Raw genomic sequence first — 15,347 nt, 5'->3', positions numbered from 1 at the left:
GCCGCGCAGTTTCGATTGTAACGACGCATCGTCTCGCGCGGGGAACGTCAACGCGCGACGCCCGTCGCGCCACTGCGCGGCGGTCGCCGCCCAGGATGCCGAAGCGGCAGTGCTCAGTGCAGTGCGCCGCCCGTCTCGACCAGATCGGGGCCGGGTCGCAGTGCCTCTGCGATGGCGACGCGCAAGCCGGTCGCAATGATCTCGACCGAGACGCTTGCCACCCCTGGCCGCGCCGCGGTCTGCGACGGCAGGTAAGGCACATGGATGAAGCCGGCGCGAGGCGCGTCGTCCCGGCCGGCCAATGCATGCATCAACGCATAAAAGATGTGGTTGCAGACGAAGGTGCCGGCGGTTTGCGAGACCGCCGCCGGCACCCCCGCGGCGCGCATTGCGTGAACCACGCGCTTGATCGGCAACGTCGAGAAGTAGGCGGCCGGTCCGTCTGCCACGATCGGTCGATCGACGGGCTGAGCCCCGGCGTTGTCGGGAATGCGCGCGTCGTCGACATTGATCGCGACCCGCTCGACCGACAGTTCGGTGCGCCCGCCCGCGACGCCCGCCGCCACGACGAGACAAGGCCGCAGTGTATCGAGCGCGGCGCCCAGTTCTTCGCGCGATTTGTCGAACACGCACGACAACTGACGCGCGACGATACGCGCGCCGCCGACCATCTGCCCGTCGAGCAGGCGCGCTGCCTCCCACGACGCGTTGACGGGCTCTTTCTCGAACGGCTCGAAGCCAGCCAGCAAGACAATTTGCTCAGTCATCGAAGCCTCCTTGGCATCGATTGATGCAGGCGCCGTTTGATGGGCGCCCGGGACGGAATGCAACGACACGCTGCGCGCCGCCACCGGCGATTTCGCGCGCCCGACGTCGTCGAAACCACACCGGCGCGCCGGGCGGCAACGCCGGCCGGCCTTCGGTGAGGGCGGGCCGGCATGAATTCGCACGAGTCGACCGGTGCCAGCGGCGCCGGCACCGGTCACACTCAGGCAGCGCGGCCCGCCCTCAGGCGAAGCCGAATACGCTCAGGATCACGATATTCGCAATCAGCACCGCGATCGCCGTCGGGATCTGCGCCTTGATCACGCCGTGCTTGTCCTTCAGCTCCAGCAGCGCGGCTGGCACGAGGTTGAAGTTTGCCGCCATTGGCGTCATCAGGGTCCCGCAGTAGCCGGAGAACATGCCGATCGCCACCATCAGTGCCGGATTGACGTGAAACACGCTGTACAGGATCGGCACGCCGACGCCGCCGGTCATGACCGGGAAGGCCGCGAAGCCGTTGCCCATCACGATCGTGAACAATGCCATGCCGACGCAGTAGACGATCACGGCGGTGACGCGCATGTCCATCGGGATATAGGTCGTCGTCAGGTGGGCGACCGCCTTGCCCACGCCCGCATCGGCGAACACCAGACCGAGCATGCCGAGCATCTGCGGCAGCACCGCGGCCCACGACAGCGCATCGACCAGACGCCGCGTCTCGCGCATCGATTGGCCGACGGTATCGCGCGTCATCAGGCAGGTGACGATCAGCGCCACGATACAACCCACGCCGAATGCCACCAGCGTTACGTTCTTCGGATCGAGCAGCGGCTTGCCGGCGATGACCAGATAGCCGGCGCTGAGGGTCAGCACGACCGTCACGACCGGAATCGTCAGCGCGGGCACGAACAGTTTGTTGCCGAGACGGCGGGCGCTGGCGTCGCGGACCGCCTGCGACACGCTGCGCTCCCGCCCCGCCGTCACGCCCTTGAAGCCGGCGATCAGCGCCATCACGATCACGGCGCCGCCGACGATCGCCGGCGGCAGCACGTCGCCGATCAGGAAGATCAGCGCATAGATCAGCCAGAAGCCACCCGCCGCGAAACGACGCGGATGCGTGCGGTCACTCAGGATCATGCCCGAGACGACCAGCAGAATGATGCCGACGAGCCAGTACAGATAATTGATCGACAGAATCACTTGCCGTCTCCGTTGGGAAGGTCGTTGATGCGTGCGCCGGCGCCGAACTCGCGATCGAGTCGCCGGTCGAGGCGCCACATGCGGAAGCCATGGATCAGGAACGCGCAGATGGCGGTGGGGATGCCCCAGACCGCGACGTGAAGCGGCGCGACGTCGATGCCGGCTTCGTGCAGGAAGGTCACCATCAGCACGATTGCGCCGAATGCGACGAAGATGTCCTCGCCGAAGAACAGACCGACGTTGTCCGTTGCGGCGGCGAAGGCGCGCAGGCGCTCGCGCAGTGCCTCTGGAACATCGCCGTAACGCGTCTTGGCCGCACCTTCGGCCATCGGCGCGAGCAGCGGACGGACCATCTGCGGATGCCCGCCCAGTCCGGTCAGTCCCACCGCGGCGGTCAGTTCGCGCGCGAACAGGTAGACGATGAACAGGCGGCCGACGGTGGCCGAGCGGATGCCGGCAATCCAGGCCTGCGCGCGCTCACGCAGGCCGTGGCGTTCCAGCAACCCGATCACGGCCAATGGCAGCAGGATGATCAACGGCAGGTTGCGGGTCTTCACGAAGCCCGTGCCGATCACGGCGAGGACTTCCACTGCGGTGTGGGGGGCAGCCAGTCCCGTCGCCACCGCGGCGATCGCGACCACCAGCATCGGATTGAAACGCAGCAGAAAGCCTGCGATCAATACCGCGACGCCAATCATGGGCCAAAGGTTCACTGTCATGGACAACACGCTCCGCTGAGGAAGGATGACGACGAGAGACTGCTTCTGGGACATCGGCACCGTCGACGCCTCGGCGTCGACGATGTGATTCGGTCACTTCACGGCGTCGCCACTGCGACGGATTCGGGCGCGCGCACCGCGATCCCGGCGGCGTCGAACGCGGCCCGCAAACGGCGCGCGAAGGCGACCGCGTGCGCGCCGTCGCCATGCAGGCAGATCGTGCCTACCTGCAGCGGCACCCACGCGCCGTCGATCGACTGCACACCGCGTCGCTCTATCATCGCGAGCGTTCGGCGCAACACTTCTTCTTCGCTGTCGAGCAACGCACCGGGCTGGTTGCGCGGCACCAGCGTACCGTCCGCGCAGTAACCGCGGTCGGCGAACACTTCGTCGACGGAACGCATGCCGGCGCGCTGCGCGGCGGCGATTAGCTCGCCACCGGCCAGACCGAAGATGGCCAGCGACGCATCCACGCCGCGCACGGCATCGACGATCGCCTCGGCCAGGCGCCGGTCGCGCGCGGCCTGGTTGTACAGCGCGCCGTGCGGCTTGACGTGGGCGAGCCGCCCGCCGGCGGCGGTCGCGACGCCGGCCAGTGCGCCGACCTGATACGCGACGAGACTGAAGGCGTCGGCGGGCGCGATCTCCACGGTGCTGCGGCCGAAGTTCGCGCGATCGTCGAAGCTCGGATGCGCGCCGATCGCGACGTGGTTGTCGATCGCCAGCTCAACCGCGCGACGCATCAACTGATGCGAACCGGCGTGGAAACCACAGGCGATGTTGGCCGAACTGACCAGCGGCAGCAGCGCCGCATCGTCGCCGATGCCTTCGGCGAGATCTGCATTGAGGTCGATGCTCATCATGAACGGAACTCCGTGAAGCCAGCGTGGCAAGCGGCCCGAGGCCGATGAAGGCGTAAAGACAATGACGGCGATGAAGACGATGAAGGCGATAACGCGCTAAAACCGCGGAAAACAGGTCAATCCGAACCGCAGGCAGCGCTGGACCGCCCGGCGTCGCTCCCCGTCGTTTGCTGCATGTCCTGCCACTGCACGGCGCTATCGCATCGCTTCCCCGAGCGCGTCGGCCACCTGACGCAGATAGTCGCCGACCGCCTGCAACGCGTGGCGCGCCTCGGCGGCGTCGACCTCGACGAAGCGCAGCGTGGTATTCAGGCGTGCCTGCGAGAGACGCCACAGATCCGCGCCGATGACCGCGCCGGCGCGCGGATAGCCGCCCGTCGTCTGCGCGTCCCGCATCAGGATGATCGGCTGTCCGTCCGGTGGCACCTGAATTGTTCCCGGCAACACCGCATGAGACAGCAGGTCGTCGTCTCGCTCGCGCTGCAGCCCACGGCCCTGCAAGCGATAGCCCATGCGGTTGCTGTTCGGCGTGATCTGCCAGCGTTGCTGCCAGAAGTCGTCGCGCGTCGCGCACGAGAACTGTTCGAATTCGGCACCCGGCAGCACGCGCACCGTCAGCACGTCGTCGCGCGCTGCCCCGCCGCGCGGCGCCAGCGAACGGCACAGCGCCGGCGACTTCACCCCGATCGGCGGCCGTTCGAGACCGACGCCGGCCTGGTCGCCCGGCGCGCCGAGCGGCAACGCATCGCCGTCATTGAGCGCGCGCCCGTGGAAGCCGCCGAAACCCGCGGCGAAGTCGACGCTGCGCGAGCCGAGCTTGACGGGCACATCGATGCCCCCGGCGACCGACAGATAGGCGCGCATGCCGGCGCGTGGCGCCCGCAACACGAGCGCCTGTCCCGGCTGCGCGGTGTAGGCCCACCACGCGTGCACCGGTTCGCCGTCGAGCCGCGCGTCCCAGTCCGCGCCGGTCAGTGCGAAGCGCACCGCGCGGTCGAAGCGCAGCGCCACCGGACCCAGCGTGAGTTCGAGCCCCGCGGCATCGGGCGCATTGCCCACTAGCAGATTGCCCACCGCGAGCGCGAGCGGATCGAGCGCCCCGCTGCGTCCGACGCCCAGATGGCGCATGCCCTGGCGCCCGCCGTCCTGTATCGAACTGAGCCGGCCTGCGGCCACGACGGTCAACATGGCTGGTCTCCGACGGCTTCGAACCGGACGCGGTCGCCCGGTTTGAGAAAGGTGGGCGCGTCCGCATCCGGGTCGAACAACGCGACGTCGGTTCGTCCGAGCAGTTGCCACCCGCCTGGCGACTGCGCCGGATAGATGCCGGTCTGGGCGCCGCCGATCGCCACCGTGCCGGCCGGCACGCGCAGACGGGGATTGGCGCGCCGCGCCATGTGCAGTCGGGCGTCGAGCCCACCGAGGTAGGCGAAACCCGGCTGGAAGCCGACGAAGAACACCGTGTACTCGACCGATGCGTGGAGCGCGATCGTATCCGTCACCGACAGGCCTGCGTGGCGGGCGACGTCGTCGAGATCCGGGCCCGCGTCGCCGCCGTAATGCACCGGCACGCGCCGTAGTTCTCCCTGCACCGCGTCCGCGGAGGCCGATTGCCGCCAGGCGTCCCGCATGCGCGCTTCGACGATGTCCGCCTCGATGGCCAGCGGATCAAATACAACCGTGACGTTGTTCATGCCCGGCACCACATCCACGACGTTGTCCCAGCCACGCGCCGAACGCGCCAGCGCCAGCATGCGCGTCTGGCACGCATACGTTGCCGGCGGGGGCGCCGAGCAAACGAAAGCGGCCTCGCCGAGCGGATAAAACACAGGTTCAGTCATCGACAATCGTGTCCACCAGTGAGCGCGCACAGCACGACGGCGCGCGCTTTCGCGGCGCCGAGCGAGCCAGCGGCTGCCGCAAGTCTCGTTGCGTACGCGTAAGCGAGGTCCGAGACGCCGGCCGGGCCGCGCCAAGCCGCGCCGGATGCTGCTCACGGGCCGCGTCCCGGCACGACGTCTCGGAAAAACCGGCGAATCATACCTTATCAATAAAATGCCAATAAATTATCGCTAACACTGAGACTGTCGCGTCTCGTCTTCGCAACCTGCAGCCGCTGCCTTGCGACCCGCGGCGCAGTCGCCGACGCCCGCGGGCGGGCTTATACTGCTGCGCTGTGCTCTACCCTGCCTTGCGCTACCTGTTTCCCGCCATGAAGCCGACCGCGTTGCCCAACAAGCTGGTCTCGTCGAACCACCTCGTCTCCGAACGAGGCCCGGAAACCTCGGAATTCGAGTTCGCGCTGATCATGGTCGGCAACGCGTTCAATCGCTGGATGGTGCGTTGCATGGCGGCAGCCGGCGCGCCGGACATGACGGCGGTCGAAGTCTCTTTGTTGCATCACATCAATCATCGCGACCGCCCGAAGAAGCTTGCCGACGTGTGTTTCGTGCTGAATATCGAGGACACCCACATTGCCAGCTATGCGCTCAAGAAGCTGGTCGCGCGCGGCTTCGTGCGGCACGCGAAGAACGGCAAGGAAGCGTTCTTCTCGGCCACCGACGCGGGCCGCAAGCTGTGCGCGCGCTATCGCGAGGTACGGGAGCAGTGTCTGATCGACTCCCTGGGCGAGACTGGTCTGCGCAACGACGAGTTCGGCAACGCCGCCGCGCTGATGCGCGCCGCGTCAGGCATGTACGACAGCGCGGCCCGGACCGCCACCTCGCTGTGAACCGCCACCTCGCTGCGAACCGCCACCTCGCTGTGAACCGCCACGTCGCCGAGCACCGTACCTCGTCATGCGAGTGCGCATACGGCGTGCCGGGCCGGCGGGCTGCCGCATGAGTCGCATGAGTCGGGTCATCGCGCCGCTCGCGCTGGCGATGTTCGCACTCGGACTGGACGCCTTCGTGGTCGCCGGCCTGCTACCCGCGATCGCGACGCAGTTTGGTGTCGACACCGCGCAGGCAGGTCAGGCAGTCAGCGCTTTCACCCTCTGCTACGCTCTGTCCGCACCGATTTTCGCGACGCTGCTCGCCGGTCGTTCGGTGCGCCGTGTGCTGCTGGCCGCACTTGGCCTGTTCACGCTCGCCAATGCATCGAGCGCGCTTGCGCCGGATTTCGGCATATTGCTTTTGACACGCGCGCTGGCAGGCATCGGCGCCGGCGTCTTTGCGCCACTGGCGCTGGCTGGTGCGGCAGCACTGGTCCCGCCGGCGCGGCGCGGACGCGCGCTGGGCCTGACGATGGGCGGGATGAGCTGCGGCACCGTACTCGGCGTCCCGCTAGGCCTGTGGCTCGCGCACCGCGCAGGCTGGCAAAGCACGTTGTGGCTGGTCGCGGCCTGCGGCGCGATTGGATTCGCAGGCATTGCGTTGCGCCTGCCAGACGTGCCGGCCGCGCCGCCGCCCTCGTTGCGGCAACGCCTGGCCATGCTGCTCGACCGCCGCGTGGCCGTCACGGTCGCGGTCACCTTCCTGATCGGGGTCGGCAGCCTGGGCCTCTATACGTACGTTGCGCCGATCCTGGCCACGGGCGGAGGCGTCACGGACCCGACGCCTTATTTCTGGGCATGGGGCGTCGGTGGCGTGGCGGCGAGTGTTTCGATCGGGACACTGATCGACCGGACCGGCCGGCCACGCGCGCTGATGGCGGTGGTGCTCGCCACGATGAGCGTCGCGCTCGCGCTGTTGCCGTCGACCGCCGGTATATCGATCGCCTCCATCGCGGTGTTCGCCGTGTGGGGCGCGATGGGTTGGTCCACCGCTGCTCCGCAACAACACATCCTGCTCGGCCTGCAGCCCCGGCACGGCGGTGCGGCCGTTGCGCTGAACAGCTCGTGCAGCTATCTCGGCAGCGCGGCGGGCGCGGTTGCGGGCGGCGCCCTGCTGGCCGGGGGCATGCCGGCAACTCGACTGCCGTTCGTCGGTGCCGCCGTTATCGCGCTCGCCCTGCTCCTCCAGTGGCGCAGCCTGCGCGCCGGCGCCTGATCCGCGCCTGATCCGCGACTGTGCGGCGGCTGTGCGGCGGCTGGACCCCGCGCTTTCGCGCGGATTTGGAGACTGGCTTCGCGACCCGACGCACCGTCAGTGCTACCGTCCGCCGCAGCGGCTGATCCGGCAGCCGGCCGCTGCTCTATGGGTTCCAAAATAAGCGGCACGATCTTGCAGAAAAACTGACCGATGTCGCGCGAAAGCGACCCATGACAGTTTTTGGCATAAGAAAATGAAAACTTAGACGTTCGCAACGCGCTCGATCATGCCTAGACTGAGCGTTAATGTGATGGCGAACGCGCACCGCGCGCTTGCCGGCAATTGCGAGAATTGGAAAGAGGCTGGCTCAATGGTACCGCTGTCCACAGTTCAAACTGCGCTGCTCGTCACCGTGCCCGGACTGCGCGGAAGCGGCGAAGGTCATTGGCAGACCTGGCTCGAAGGACAGTTCGAGCGAAGCACCCGCGTTCAACAACGCGACTGGGCGCATCCCGAGCTTGACGAGTGGGCGCAACAGATCGTGCGCACGGTCGCTGCTGCCGAAGAGCCTGTGGTCCTGGTGGCGCACAGCTTCGGTTGCCTCGCGACTGCACGGGCGCTGGCCGACCTCGCGCTGCCAGCCGTTCGCGGCGTGCTCTTCGTCGCGCCCGCCCGTCCGGAGCGGTTCGCCGTGCAGGTCGAACAGCTGGCTGGCAGGCTCACCTGCCCGTCGATCGTCGTCGGCAGCGAGAATGATCCGTGGATGCCGCTCAACGATGCTCGGGCACTGGCGCAGCGTTGGGGCAGTTCCTTTCTCAATTACGGCCTGTCCGGCCATATCAACACCGAGGCGGGTTTCGGTCCGTGGGAAATGGGCCGGCAGATGATTCTGAGTTTGATGCACTGCGCGCGTCCTGCGCGCAGCGAGGCGCCGGCGCACGCACTCGCCGCCTGAGCCGCTACCGACGGCCTGCCGCTGACGGCGCCGCGGGCCCGCGGCGGTCATCTCGTCATCACGTTGCGTGGCGAACGGGCGCGCCTGCGCACCCGCCCGGTCCAGGCTCGATCGTCATCGCGCCCCATCGCACCCCCTTGGTACCCGTAGCACTCGCTACGCGTCGTTCCCGCCCCTGCCGGGGTCGCGCCCGCGCTGCACCAGCGTTGTGCCAGCGCATGGTTGCCTGCTGCTTGCGACGCGCCCGACGCGCCGTTCAGTCGGCCGGCTCTGTCGGCTGTCCAGGTCGGCCCCGCTCGGCACTACCCAGCCGCTGGCGGAGGCGCCGGCATGTCGTATGGGGTCGCGGCACCATTCCGACCCGGTCGCCTGCGCCATCGTGCCTGCATGAACGAAATTCAACTTGATCTGAAAATCGCTCGTTTGAATTTCATGTTGAAAGGCGACAGACTCGGGCTTTCATCCAGTTGATGGAAGCCCAATGGCACAGACTCACATTCTCGGCTTTCCGCGCATCGGCGCACAACGCGAACTGAAGTTCGCACTGGAAGCGTTCTGGCGCGGTGAAGCGGGGCCGACGCAGCTCACCGAGGTGGGCGCCCGCTTGCGCGAGCGCCACTGGGCACGCCAACGAGAGGCCGGCCTGGATCGCGTCACGGTCGGCGACTTCGCATACTACGACCAGATGCTCAACACCGCTGCGCTGCTCGGCGCGCTGCCGTCGCGCTTTGGTTTCGATGCGAAGACGCTGACCCTTCCTCAATCGTTCGAACTGGCGCGCGGCAACGCCGCCCAGCCGGCGATGGAGATGACCAAATGGTTCGATACCAACTATCACTTCCTGGTGCCGGAGCTATCGGCGCAAACCCGCTTCGACGGGGGCGTCGACTGGCTGTTCGATGAAGTCACGCAGGCGCGCCAGCTTGGCCATCGCATCAAGCCGGTGCTGATCGGACCAATCACCTTCCTGTACCTCGCCAAATCGCATGCCGCCGATTTCGAGCGGCTGTCTTTGCTGGACGCCGCACTCGACGCGTACCGCCGGATTCTCGCGCGCCTTGCCGAGCACGGCGCGGATTGGGTACAGGTCGACGAGCCAGCCCTGTGCCTCGACCTGCCCGCGGCGTGGCGCGCGGCCGCCGAGCATGCCTACGCGACGCTTGGCGGTCAGAACGTACGCCTCTTGCTGGCCACGTATTTCGAGCGCGCCGATGAGCATGCTGCTTGGCTAGCGAAATTGCCGGTGGCTGGCGTGCACGTCGACCTGGTGCGGGCCCCGCAGCAACTGGCGGCATGGCTGGACGCGCTGCCGGCCGATCGCGTGCTGTCCGCTGGCATCGTCGACGGCCGCAACATCTGGCGCACCGACCTGCGACGCGCGCTCGACACGCTGGCGCCGGTCGCCGCACAGCTCGGCGAGCGCCTCTGGGTCGCCCCGTCGTGCTCGTTGCTGCATGTGCCGGTCAGCCTTGAAGCGGAGCGCAGGCTCGATCCACAGATCAAGGCATGGCTGGCGTTCGCGGTCGAAAAGCTCGACGAAACGGTGGCGCTCGCGCGCGGCCTGTCGGCGGGCCCGGCGGCAATTGCCGATGCGTTGACGGCGTCGGACACCGTGCAGCGAACGCGCCGCAGCTCCGAACGAGTCGTCAATCCGTTGGTGCAGCACCGGCTTGCCGAGGTCGATGCCGACATGGCGCAGCGCGCCAGCCCGTTTGCGCAACGCATCGCCGCCCAACGGGCCGCACTCGATCTGCCCCTGCTGCCGACCACCACCATCGGTTCGTTTCCGCAAACCCCGGCAATCCGCCAAACGCGCGCCGCCTACAGGCGCGGCGAACTGGACGCTCTCGGCTATCTCGAAAGCATCCGCGCCGAGATCGCGCATGCGGTGCGCCGACAGGAAGCGCTCGGGCTCGATGTCCTGGTGCATGGCGAAGCCGAACGCAACGACATGGTCGAATACTTCGGCGAGCAACTGTGGGGTTATGCGTTCACCGAGAACGGCTGGGTGCAGAGCTATGGTTCCCGTTGCGTGAAGCCGCCGATCATCTATGGCGATGTCTACCGTCCCGAAGCGATGACGGTGGCAACCACCTGCTACGCGCAAGCGCTGACCGACCGCCCGATGAAGGGCATGCTGACCGGCCCCGTCACGATGTTGCAATGGTCCTTCGTCCGGGACGACCAGCCGCGCGCGACCACCGCGCTGCAACTGGCGCTGGCCATCCGCGACGAAGTCAGCGACCTGGAGCGCGCCGGTATTCGCGTGATTCAGATCGATGAACCAGCGTTCCGCGAGGGGTTGCCGTTGCGACGCGCAGACTGGGAGACTTATCTTGAATGGGCCGTGCGCACATTCCGGATCGCGTCGACCTCGGTTCGCGACGAGACGCAGATCCACACCCACATGTGCTACTCGGAATTCAACGACATCCTGCCGGCAATCGCTGCGATGGATGCGGATGTCATCACCATCGAGACTTCCAGGTCGGCGATGGAGCTGCTCGACGGTTTCGGTGCCTTCGATTACCCGAACGAAATCGGACCGGGCGTCTACGACATTCACTCGCCCCGCGTGCCAGCCGCGGACGCGATGCGCCAGTTGCTCGACCGCGCGTGCACGGTGATTCCGCCGGAGCGCCTGTGGGTCAATCCGGATTGCGGACTGAAGACGCGCGGCTGGCCGGAAACCGAGGCCGCGCTTGCCAACATGGTGGCGGCGGCGCGCGCGCTGCGCGAGCGGTTGGCGCGCGAGGGCACGGCTGCGTTGACGAGCCGCTGAGCAACACCCGCGCCGGACCGCAGACGCGGCAGCGGTCCGGCGCGAAACAGGCTCCAGGCAGGCGTCAGGCAGCCGGACGGCGCATCCTGAAACGAGCGGCTTCGCTGATCGTGAAATAGTCGGCGGGTCCACCGCCACGCAGGATCGGGTCGGCCGCGGCTGTCTGGTAGATGCCGCCGGGCAGCAGATCCTGCGCGATATGCACACCCACCACTTCGCCCAGCACCAGCCATGTATCAACCTGTTCGCCGGATGCGGTCTGCAGACGGACGATCTGAGTCAGGCGACATTCGAATGAAACCGGCGCTTCCGCAACACGTGGCACGGAAATCATGCGCGACGCCACGGGCGTCAGCCCGGCCAGCTCGAACTCATCGACCTCCGGCGGGACCGCAGCGCAACTGGCGTTCATCCGCTCGGCCAGCGGGCGCGTGGCGAGATTCCAGCCGAACTCGCCGGTGGCCTCGATATTGTTCAGGCTGTCCTTGCGACCGACGCTCGAAAAACCAATGATCGGCGGCACATAGTTGAAGCCATTGAAGAAGCTGTACGGCGCCAGATTCAACCGCCCCCGGGCGTCGTGAGAGGAGATCCAGCCGATCGGCCGGGGACCGACGATCGCATTGAACGGATCGTGCGGCAAGCCGTGCCCACGGCTCGGTTCGTAGAAATGGAAGTCGTTGTCGCTCATTGCAGCGGGATTGGCGGGTGACGAAGCCGACGCACTGTCGGTTTCTATTCCTACCAGTGTATCGGTCGCGCGCCATCCGCGCTGCGTCTGTCCGAGGCGCGGCGCGTGCCGTGGACGTCCTTGTGCCGGGCGCGCGGCAGCGCGCTCGACTCGCCCCGCCCTGCCCGAGGTCTACCGTTCGACGTACGCCAGTGCATCCGCGATGGGACGCGGCGAGATCGTGATCAGGCCATCGAACGGCGTCTGCAGTTCAAAGATCAGGAAGAGCGACGCGCCGATCGTCACCGCGGCGCCGAAGACGGTCGCGAACACGAGTGCGTTGCGCGTCGCACTCAAGCTGAAAACCACGAACATCATCACCAGCCACAGTACAAGGACCGCGAAGAACGGCGCGTCCGCGACACCGTTGGTATTCTCGATCATCTGCCAGCGCAGATCGGTCAGCGAGCGCATCAAGTCGAGCGAGTCGGTCTGCAACCTGAGCGCAGTGGCATCCGGCGAAGGCCATGCGCGCACGTCGCGTTCGATCTTGTCGAACAGCGCGCCCTCGGCGATGCCACCGAAACCGCTGCGCGGATTCTCGCGTGGCGTCGGCGGCCGATGGTGCGCGCTGTCGATGGACAGCTGCAGGTAATCCCGCAACATGCCGTGAGCCGGCTGCGCAACCGGCCCACGTTGCCTGAAAAGGCGGTCGAGTTCGATGAGCCGCGACGCGAACAGCTGTACCGAATGCCCGGTCGTTTCGAATTCGCTTTTCTTCGCGGTGATCAACAGGCCGAGCACGATCGCGGTGAACGTGACGAGCATCGTGAAGATCGCGTTGAGCACCTGCGCGGTATCGCGGTCGCGATGGTGCACCGGCAGGCGCAAGCGCAGGTGCATGCCGATCCAGGTGGCACCCACCATCAAGAGGGTCAGACCAACCGAGATCAGCAAATGACGATAGTCCCCAAAACTCATCGTGCTCCTTTCAGCCACTCGGGCTGTCGCGCGTGAACCGGCGGCCGCGGCGCCGGAAGGTCGAACGCCCCTCCCGCGCCGCGGGCCCCGGCCGCACCGCCGGTGCCGGGGCGCCAGCGGACGGGTTCCATCATACGGGGCGCGCAGGACCGACGCGGCGCGGTGCGATCGGCGCTTACCCTAATGGCGAAGCGCGAACGCAGCGCATATCGTTCACCCGTTAATAAATCTATTGTCGGCAGCCGGATCTGGCCCCGACCCCACTTCGCTTGCCGCCAGGAGGCGTCATGTCCACCGTTCTCGAAAGCCCCTCCCTGCAACGCCAGTGTAGCGACGCCGAATGGCAGGCACGGCTGCGTCTGGCCGCCACCTACCGCGTGTTCCACATGCTCGGCTGGACCGAGCTGATCTTCAACCACATCACGCTGCGGGTGCCCGGGCCCGACAAACACTTCCTGATCAACCCGTTCGGGCTGACTTATGACGAAGTGACGGCTTCCAACCTGGTAAAGATCGACCTCGCCGGCAACATCCTCAGCGAAAGCGCCTACCCGATCAATCCCGCCGGCTTGATCGTGCACAGCACCATCCATGAAAGCGTCGACGACGCCCACTGCGTGATGCACACCCACACGACGGCCGGATTGGCCGTGGCGTGCATGGCAGACGGACTCGAGTACAGTAATTTCTATGCGGCGCAGTTGCACGACATGGTCGCGTACCACACCTTCGAAGGGATCACCGTCCACGACGCCGAAAAGCCGCGCATGCTGGCTTCGCTCGGCGACAAGCGCCTGTTGATCCTCCGCAATCATGGCCTGCTGTCGCATGGCGCATCGGTCGGACACGCTTTTGCCCTGCTCTGGACGCTTAATCGGGCCTGCGAAATCCAGTTGGCGTGCCACTCGATGCGCGGTCAGACGCTGCCGATCGCATCGAACATCGTCGCTCAGTCGACCCGCGATTCGCTGCAGTTCGACCCGCGCTTCGGTGCCGGCGACGCGATCCTCGACGCGTTGATCCGCCAGGTCGACAAGATCGACGACAGCTATCGTCAATGATGCGGAAAAGTCGGCCCTGCTCGCGCGCCACGCGGCGGGTCGGCCGAGCGGTGCACGTCGGGCAGCGGCACGCGTCGCCGACCTGGTCGGCTCACGCCGTGGCCGCAGCGGCGGCCCGTCCGCCCCCCGTCGTCATATCGACAGCCACGACCGTGCGGCAGTCGGGCAGCGCCGCCTGCCACGCAGCGCCATTTCCATCCGGTCCCCGCTCGCACACGCTTCAAAAGCGCATGCTGACCGACATGCCGAAATTCTGCTCGACGTCCTCCCGCTGCTTTCGGAACGGCTTCGCCGCATAGAGCGAAACGGGCAAGCCGGCGACCGAGAAGGTGACTGCGACGCCGGCCGACGCGCGCACGACCGCGCGCGTGTCCGCTGCCGCGTCGGGCCGCAGGTCGCCGCCCCATAGCGAGCCGACATCGGTGAATACACTGATCGACACCGCACTGCCAAGCAGCGTGCCGACTTTCTTGATGACGTCCAGACTGGCGGTTGCGTAGCGATCGCCGCCCGCGAAGTAGTTGCCGTCGCGCGGCCCCACATGGCGCGGCTCGAAGCCGCGCAGGCTGACACCGCCAATGAAGAAGCGATCCGCGACGCTCGGCGAGCCGCCGCCGACCGCGTGCATATAGCCGACGCGCACGATGTTGAGCAGGCTGAGCGAATCCGGCACCAGCGCGACCTTGGTGCGGAGGCGGCCTTCGGACTGGAAGACCCCGTCCCGGCCGGAAGCAAGGTTGTAGAGATGGTTGTCGAGGTCGGCGCTCATCGTCAACCGCGTCGTGTCGACGAATTTGTCCAGCGCATACGACGCGCGCAGGTACACGCCCGACCGCGTTCCTTCGTCGTGCCGGAACGATAGGGGTGCATCGCCGGCGAGATGGTCCACCGTCTGCACACGGTAGCCCAGGCCCGTGGTCAGCACGCCCTTGGCGCCGATATGGAACTGCACATAGGGCTCGATGCCGTAGGTCCTGGCGCAGAAACCCTGGTCGTCATACGCGTCGCGGCGATAGTTGAAATCCACGCCGGCATCGACGCGCTCGCCGAACGCGTTGGGCTTGAAGAGGCCGGCCTGGCCGCGCTGCGTCTCGCGCGCGTAGCGGAACGTCGCGAATGTGAAGACGCCTGGGATCAGATTGTTCTTGCCTACATAGGCGGAGCCGATCAGACCGCTCTCGCTGTCCACCGCCGCGCCAAGTTCGAGGCGTTCCGGCCCGGGCGACGGCGGCGCGGCATGACGTGGTTCGGTGGCGGACGCATCGGCCGCCGGCGCGGGTGAAGCGTCGCTGGCCCGTGCCGTCGTGATCGAGGAGATCAGCGAACAGCACAGACCGGCGGCAAGGGTGAAACGGCGCACGGACGTCATAGGCGAGGCCC

General features: G+C 67.0%; 13 protein-coding genes and 1 pseudogene. 5 read left to right on the top strand and 9 right to left on the bottom strand.

The window, feature by feature from the left end:
• Positions 1 to 113 precede the first annotated feature (113 nt).
• The 6 genes from pcp to pxpB form a co-directional block, all read right to left on the bottom strand.
• Positions 114 to 767 (bottom strand): pyroglutamyl-peptidase I, encoded by a 654-nt coding sequence (gene pcp / locus BLU54_RS00975; protein WP_091904457.1) that lies wholly within the window; start codon positions 765 to 767, stop codon positions 114 to 116.
• Between the two features lie 241 nt (positions 768 to 1,008).
• On the bottom strand, positions 1,009 to 1,965 hold the full coding sequence (locus tag BLU54_RS00970; protein ID WP_091903651.1) for a DUF979 domain-containing protein: 957 nt from the start codon (positions 1,963 to 1,965) through the stop codon (positions 1,009 to 1,011).
• Complete coding sequence (locus BLU54_RS00965) at positions 1,962 to 2,690, bottom strand: DUF969 domain-containing protein (protein WP_091904455.1); 729 nt, start codon at positions 2,688 to 2,690, stop codon at positions 1,962 to 1,964. The genes BLU54_RS00970 and BLU54_RS00965 overlap by 4 nt, the downstream gene beginning before the upstream one ends.
• 92 nt (positions 2,691 to 2,782) lie before the next feature.
• On the bottom strand, positions 2,783 to 3,544 hold the full coding sequence (gene pxpA / locus BLU54_RS00960) for a 5-oxoprolinase subunit PxpA (RefSeq protein ID WP_091904453.1): 762 nt from the start codon (positions 3,542 to 3,544) through the stop codon (positions 2,783 to 2,785).
• 198 nt (positions 3,545 to 3,742) lie between these two features.
• Positions 3,743 to 4,735, bottom strand: a complete 993-nt coding sequence (locus BLU54_RS00955; RefSeq protein WP_091903649.1) for a 5-oxoprolinase subunit C family protein — start codon at positions 4,733 to 4,735, stop codon at positions 3,743 to 3,745.
• Positions 4,729 to 5,388, bottom strand: a complete 660-nt coding sequence (gene pxpB, locus BLU54_RS00950) for a 5-oxoprolinase subunit PxpB (RefSeq protein WP_091903646.1) — start codon at positions 5,386 to 5,388, stop codon at positions 4,729 to 4,731. The genes BLU54_RS00955 and pxpB overlap by 7 nt, the downstream gene beginning before the upstream one ends.
• 371 nt (positions 5,389 to 5,759) lie before the next feature.
• Between pxpB and BLU54_RS00945 the strand changes: the two genes are divergently transcribed.
• From BLU54_RS00945 to metE, 4 genes and pseudogenes are all read left to right on the top strand, one after another.
• Positions 5,760 to 6,278: a winged helix DNA-binding protein gene (locus tag BLU54_RS00945; protein ID WP_091903644.1), complete on the top strand. Its 519-nt coding sequence runs from the start codon at positions 5,760 to 5,762 to the stop codon at positions 6,276 to 6,278.
• 118 nt (positions 6,279 to 6,396) lie between these two features.
• Positions 6,397 to 7,536: an MFS transporter gene (locus BLU54_RS00940; RefSeq protein ID WP_091904452.1), complete on the top strand. Its 1,140-nt coding sequence runs from the start codon at positions 6,397 to 6,399 to the stop codon at positions 7,534 to 7,536.
• Between the two features lie 352 nt (positions 7,537 to 7,888).
• Positions 7,889 to 8,498, top strand: a pseudogene (locus tag BLU54_RS00935) (RBBP9/YdeN family alpha/beta hydrolase).
• Between the two features lie 456 nt (positions 8,499 to 8,954).
• Entirely contained in the window at positions 8,955 to 11,255 is a 2,301-nt protein-coding gene (metE, locus tag BLU54_RS00930) for a 5-methyltetrahydropteroyltriglutamate--homocysteine S-methyltransferase (protein ID WP_091903640.1), read from the top strand.
• Positions 11,256 to 11,319: 64 nt separating this feature from the next.
• On the opposite strand, the gene BLU54_RS00925 is transcribed toward metE, so the two are convergent.
• Positions 11,320 to 11,946, bottom strand: a complete 627-nt coding sequence (locus tag BLU54_RS00925; RefSeq protein WP_091903638.1) for a flavin reductase family protein — start codon at positions 11,944 to 11,946, stop codon at positions 11,320 to 11,322.
• A 171-nt stretch (positions 11,947 to 12,117) separates the two neighbouring features.
• A complete protein-coding gene (locus tag BLU54_RS00920; RefSeq protein WP_091903635.1) occupies positions 12,118 to 12,906 on the bottom strand; it encodes a bestrophin-like domain in 789 nt (262 codons plus the stop codon).
• Between the two features lie 287 nt (positions 12,907 to 13,193).
• Here BLU54_RS00920 and BLU54_RS00915 point away from each other — a divergent pair, with 287 nt between their 5' ends.
• Positions 13,194 to 13,967 carry a class II aldolase/adducin family protein gene (locus BLU54_RS00915; protein ID WP_091903633.1) on the top strand — a complete coding sequence of 258 codons (774 nt, stop codon included), beginning with the start codon at positions 13,194 to 13,196 and terminating at the stop codon, positions 13,965 to 13,967.
• Between the two features lie 220 nt (positions 13,968 to 14,187).
• On the opposite strand, the gene BLU54_RS00910 is transcribed toward BLU54_RS00915, so the two are convergent.
• Positions 14,188 to 15,336, bottom strand: coding sequence for a BamA/TamA family outer membrane protein (locus tag BLU54_RS00910; protein WP_091903631.1), 1,149 nt, complete (start codon positions 15,334 to 15,336; stop codon positions 14,188 to 14,190).
• Positions 15,337 to 15,347 lie beyond the last annotated feature (11 nt).

Origin of the sequence: Chitinasiproducens palmae, assembly GCF_900095735.1 — a bacterium.
Taxonomy (GTDB): Bacteria; Pseudomonadota; Gammaproteobacteria; order Burkholderiales; family Burkholderiaceae; genus Chitinasiproducens; species Chitinasiproducens palmae.
The sequence above is the reverse complement of the archived record's forward strand: the minus strand, read 5'-3'. Positions and strand labels throughout refer to the sequence as shown.

Coding starts and splice junctions, on each gene's coding strand:
- pcp (WP_091904457.1), bottom strand. CDS start 767: ATGACTGAGCAAATTGTCTTGCTGGCTGGCTTCGAGCCGTTCGAGAAA.
- pxpA (WP_091904453.1), bottom strand. CDS start 3,544: ATGAGCATCGACCTCAATGCAGATCTCGCCGAAGGCATCGGCGACGAT.
- BLU54_RS00955 (WP_091903649.1), bottom strand. CDS start 4,735: ATGTTGACCGTCGTGGCCGCAGGCCGGCTCAGTTCGATACAGGACGGC.
- pxpB (WP_091903646.1), bottom strand. CDS start 5,388: ATGACTGAACCTGTGTTTTATCCGCTCGGCGAGGCCGCTTTCGTTTGC.
- BLU54_RS00945 (WP_091903644.1), top strand. CDS start 5,760: ATGAAGCCGACCGCGTTGCCCAACAAGCTGGTCTCGTCGAACCACCTC.
- BLU54_RS00940 (WP_091904452.1), top strand. CDS start 6,397: ATGAGTCGGGTCATCGCGCCGCTCGCGCTGGCGATGTTCGCACTCGGA.
- metE (WP_091903640.1), top strand. CDS start 8,955: ATGGCACAGACTCACATTCTCGGCTTTCCGCGCATCGGCGCACAACGC.
- BLU54_RS00925 (WP_091903638.1), bottom strand. CDS start 11,946: ATGAGCGACAACGACTTCCATTTCTACGAACCGAGCCGTGGGCACGGC.
- BLU54_RS00920 (WP_091903635.1), bottom strand. CDS start 12,906: ATGAGTTTTGGGGACTATCGTCATTTGCTGATCTCGGTTGGTCTGACC.
- BLU54_RS00915 (WP_091903633.1), top strand. CDS start 13,194: ATGTCCACCGTTCTCGAAAGCCCCTCCCTGCAACGCCAGTGTAGCGAC.
- BLU54_RS00910 (WP_091903631.1), bottom strand. CDS start 15,336: ATGACGTCCGTGCGCCGTTTCACCCTTGCCGCCGGTCTGTGCTGTTCG.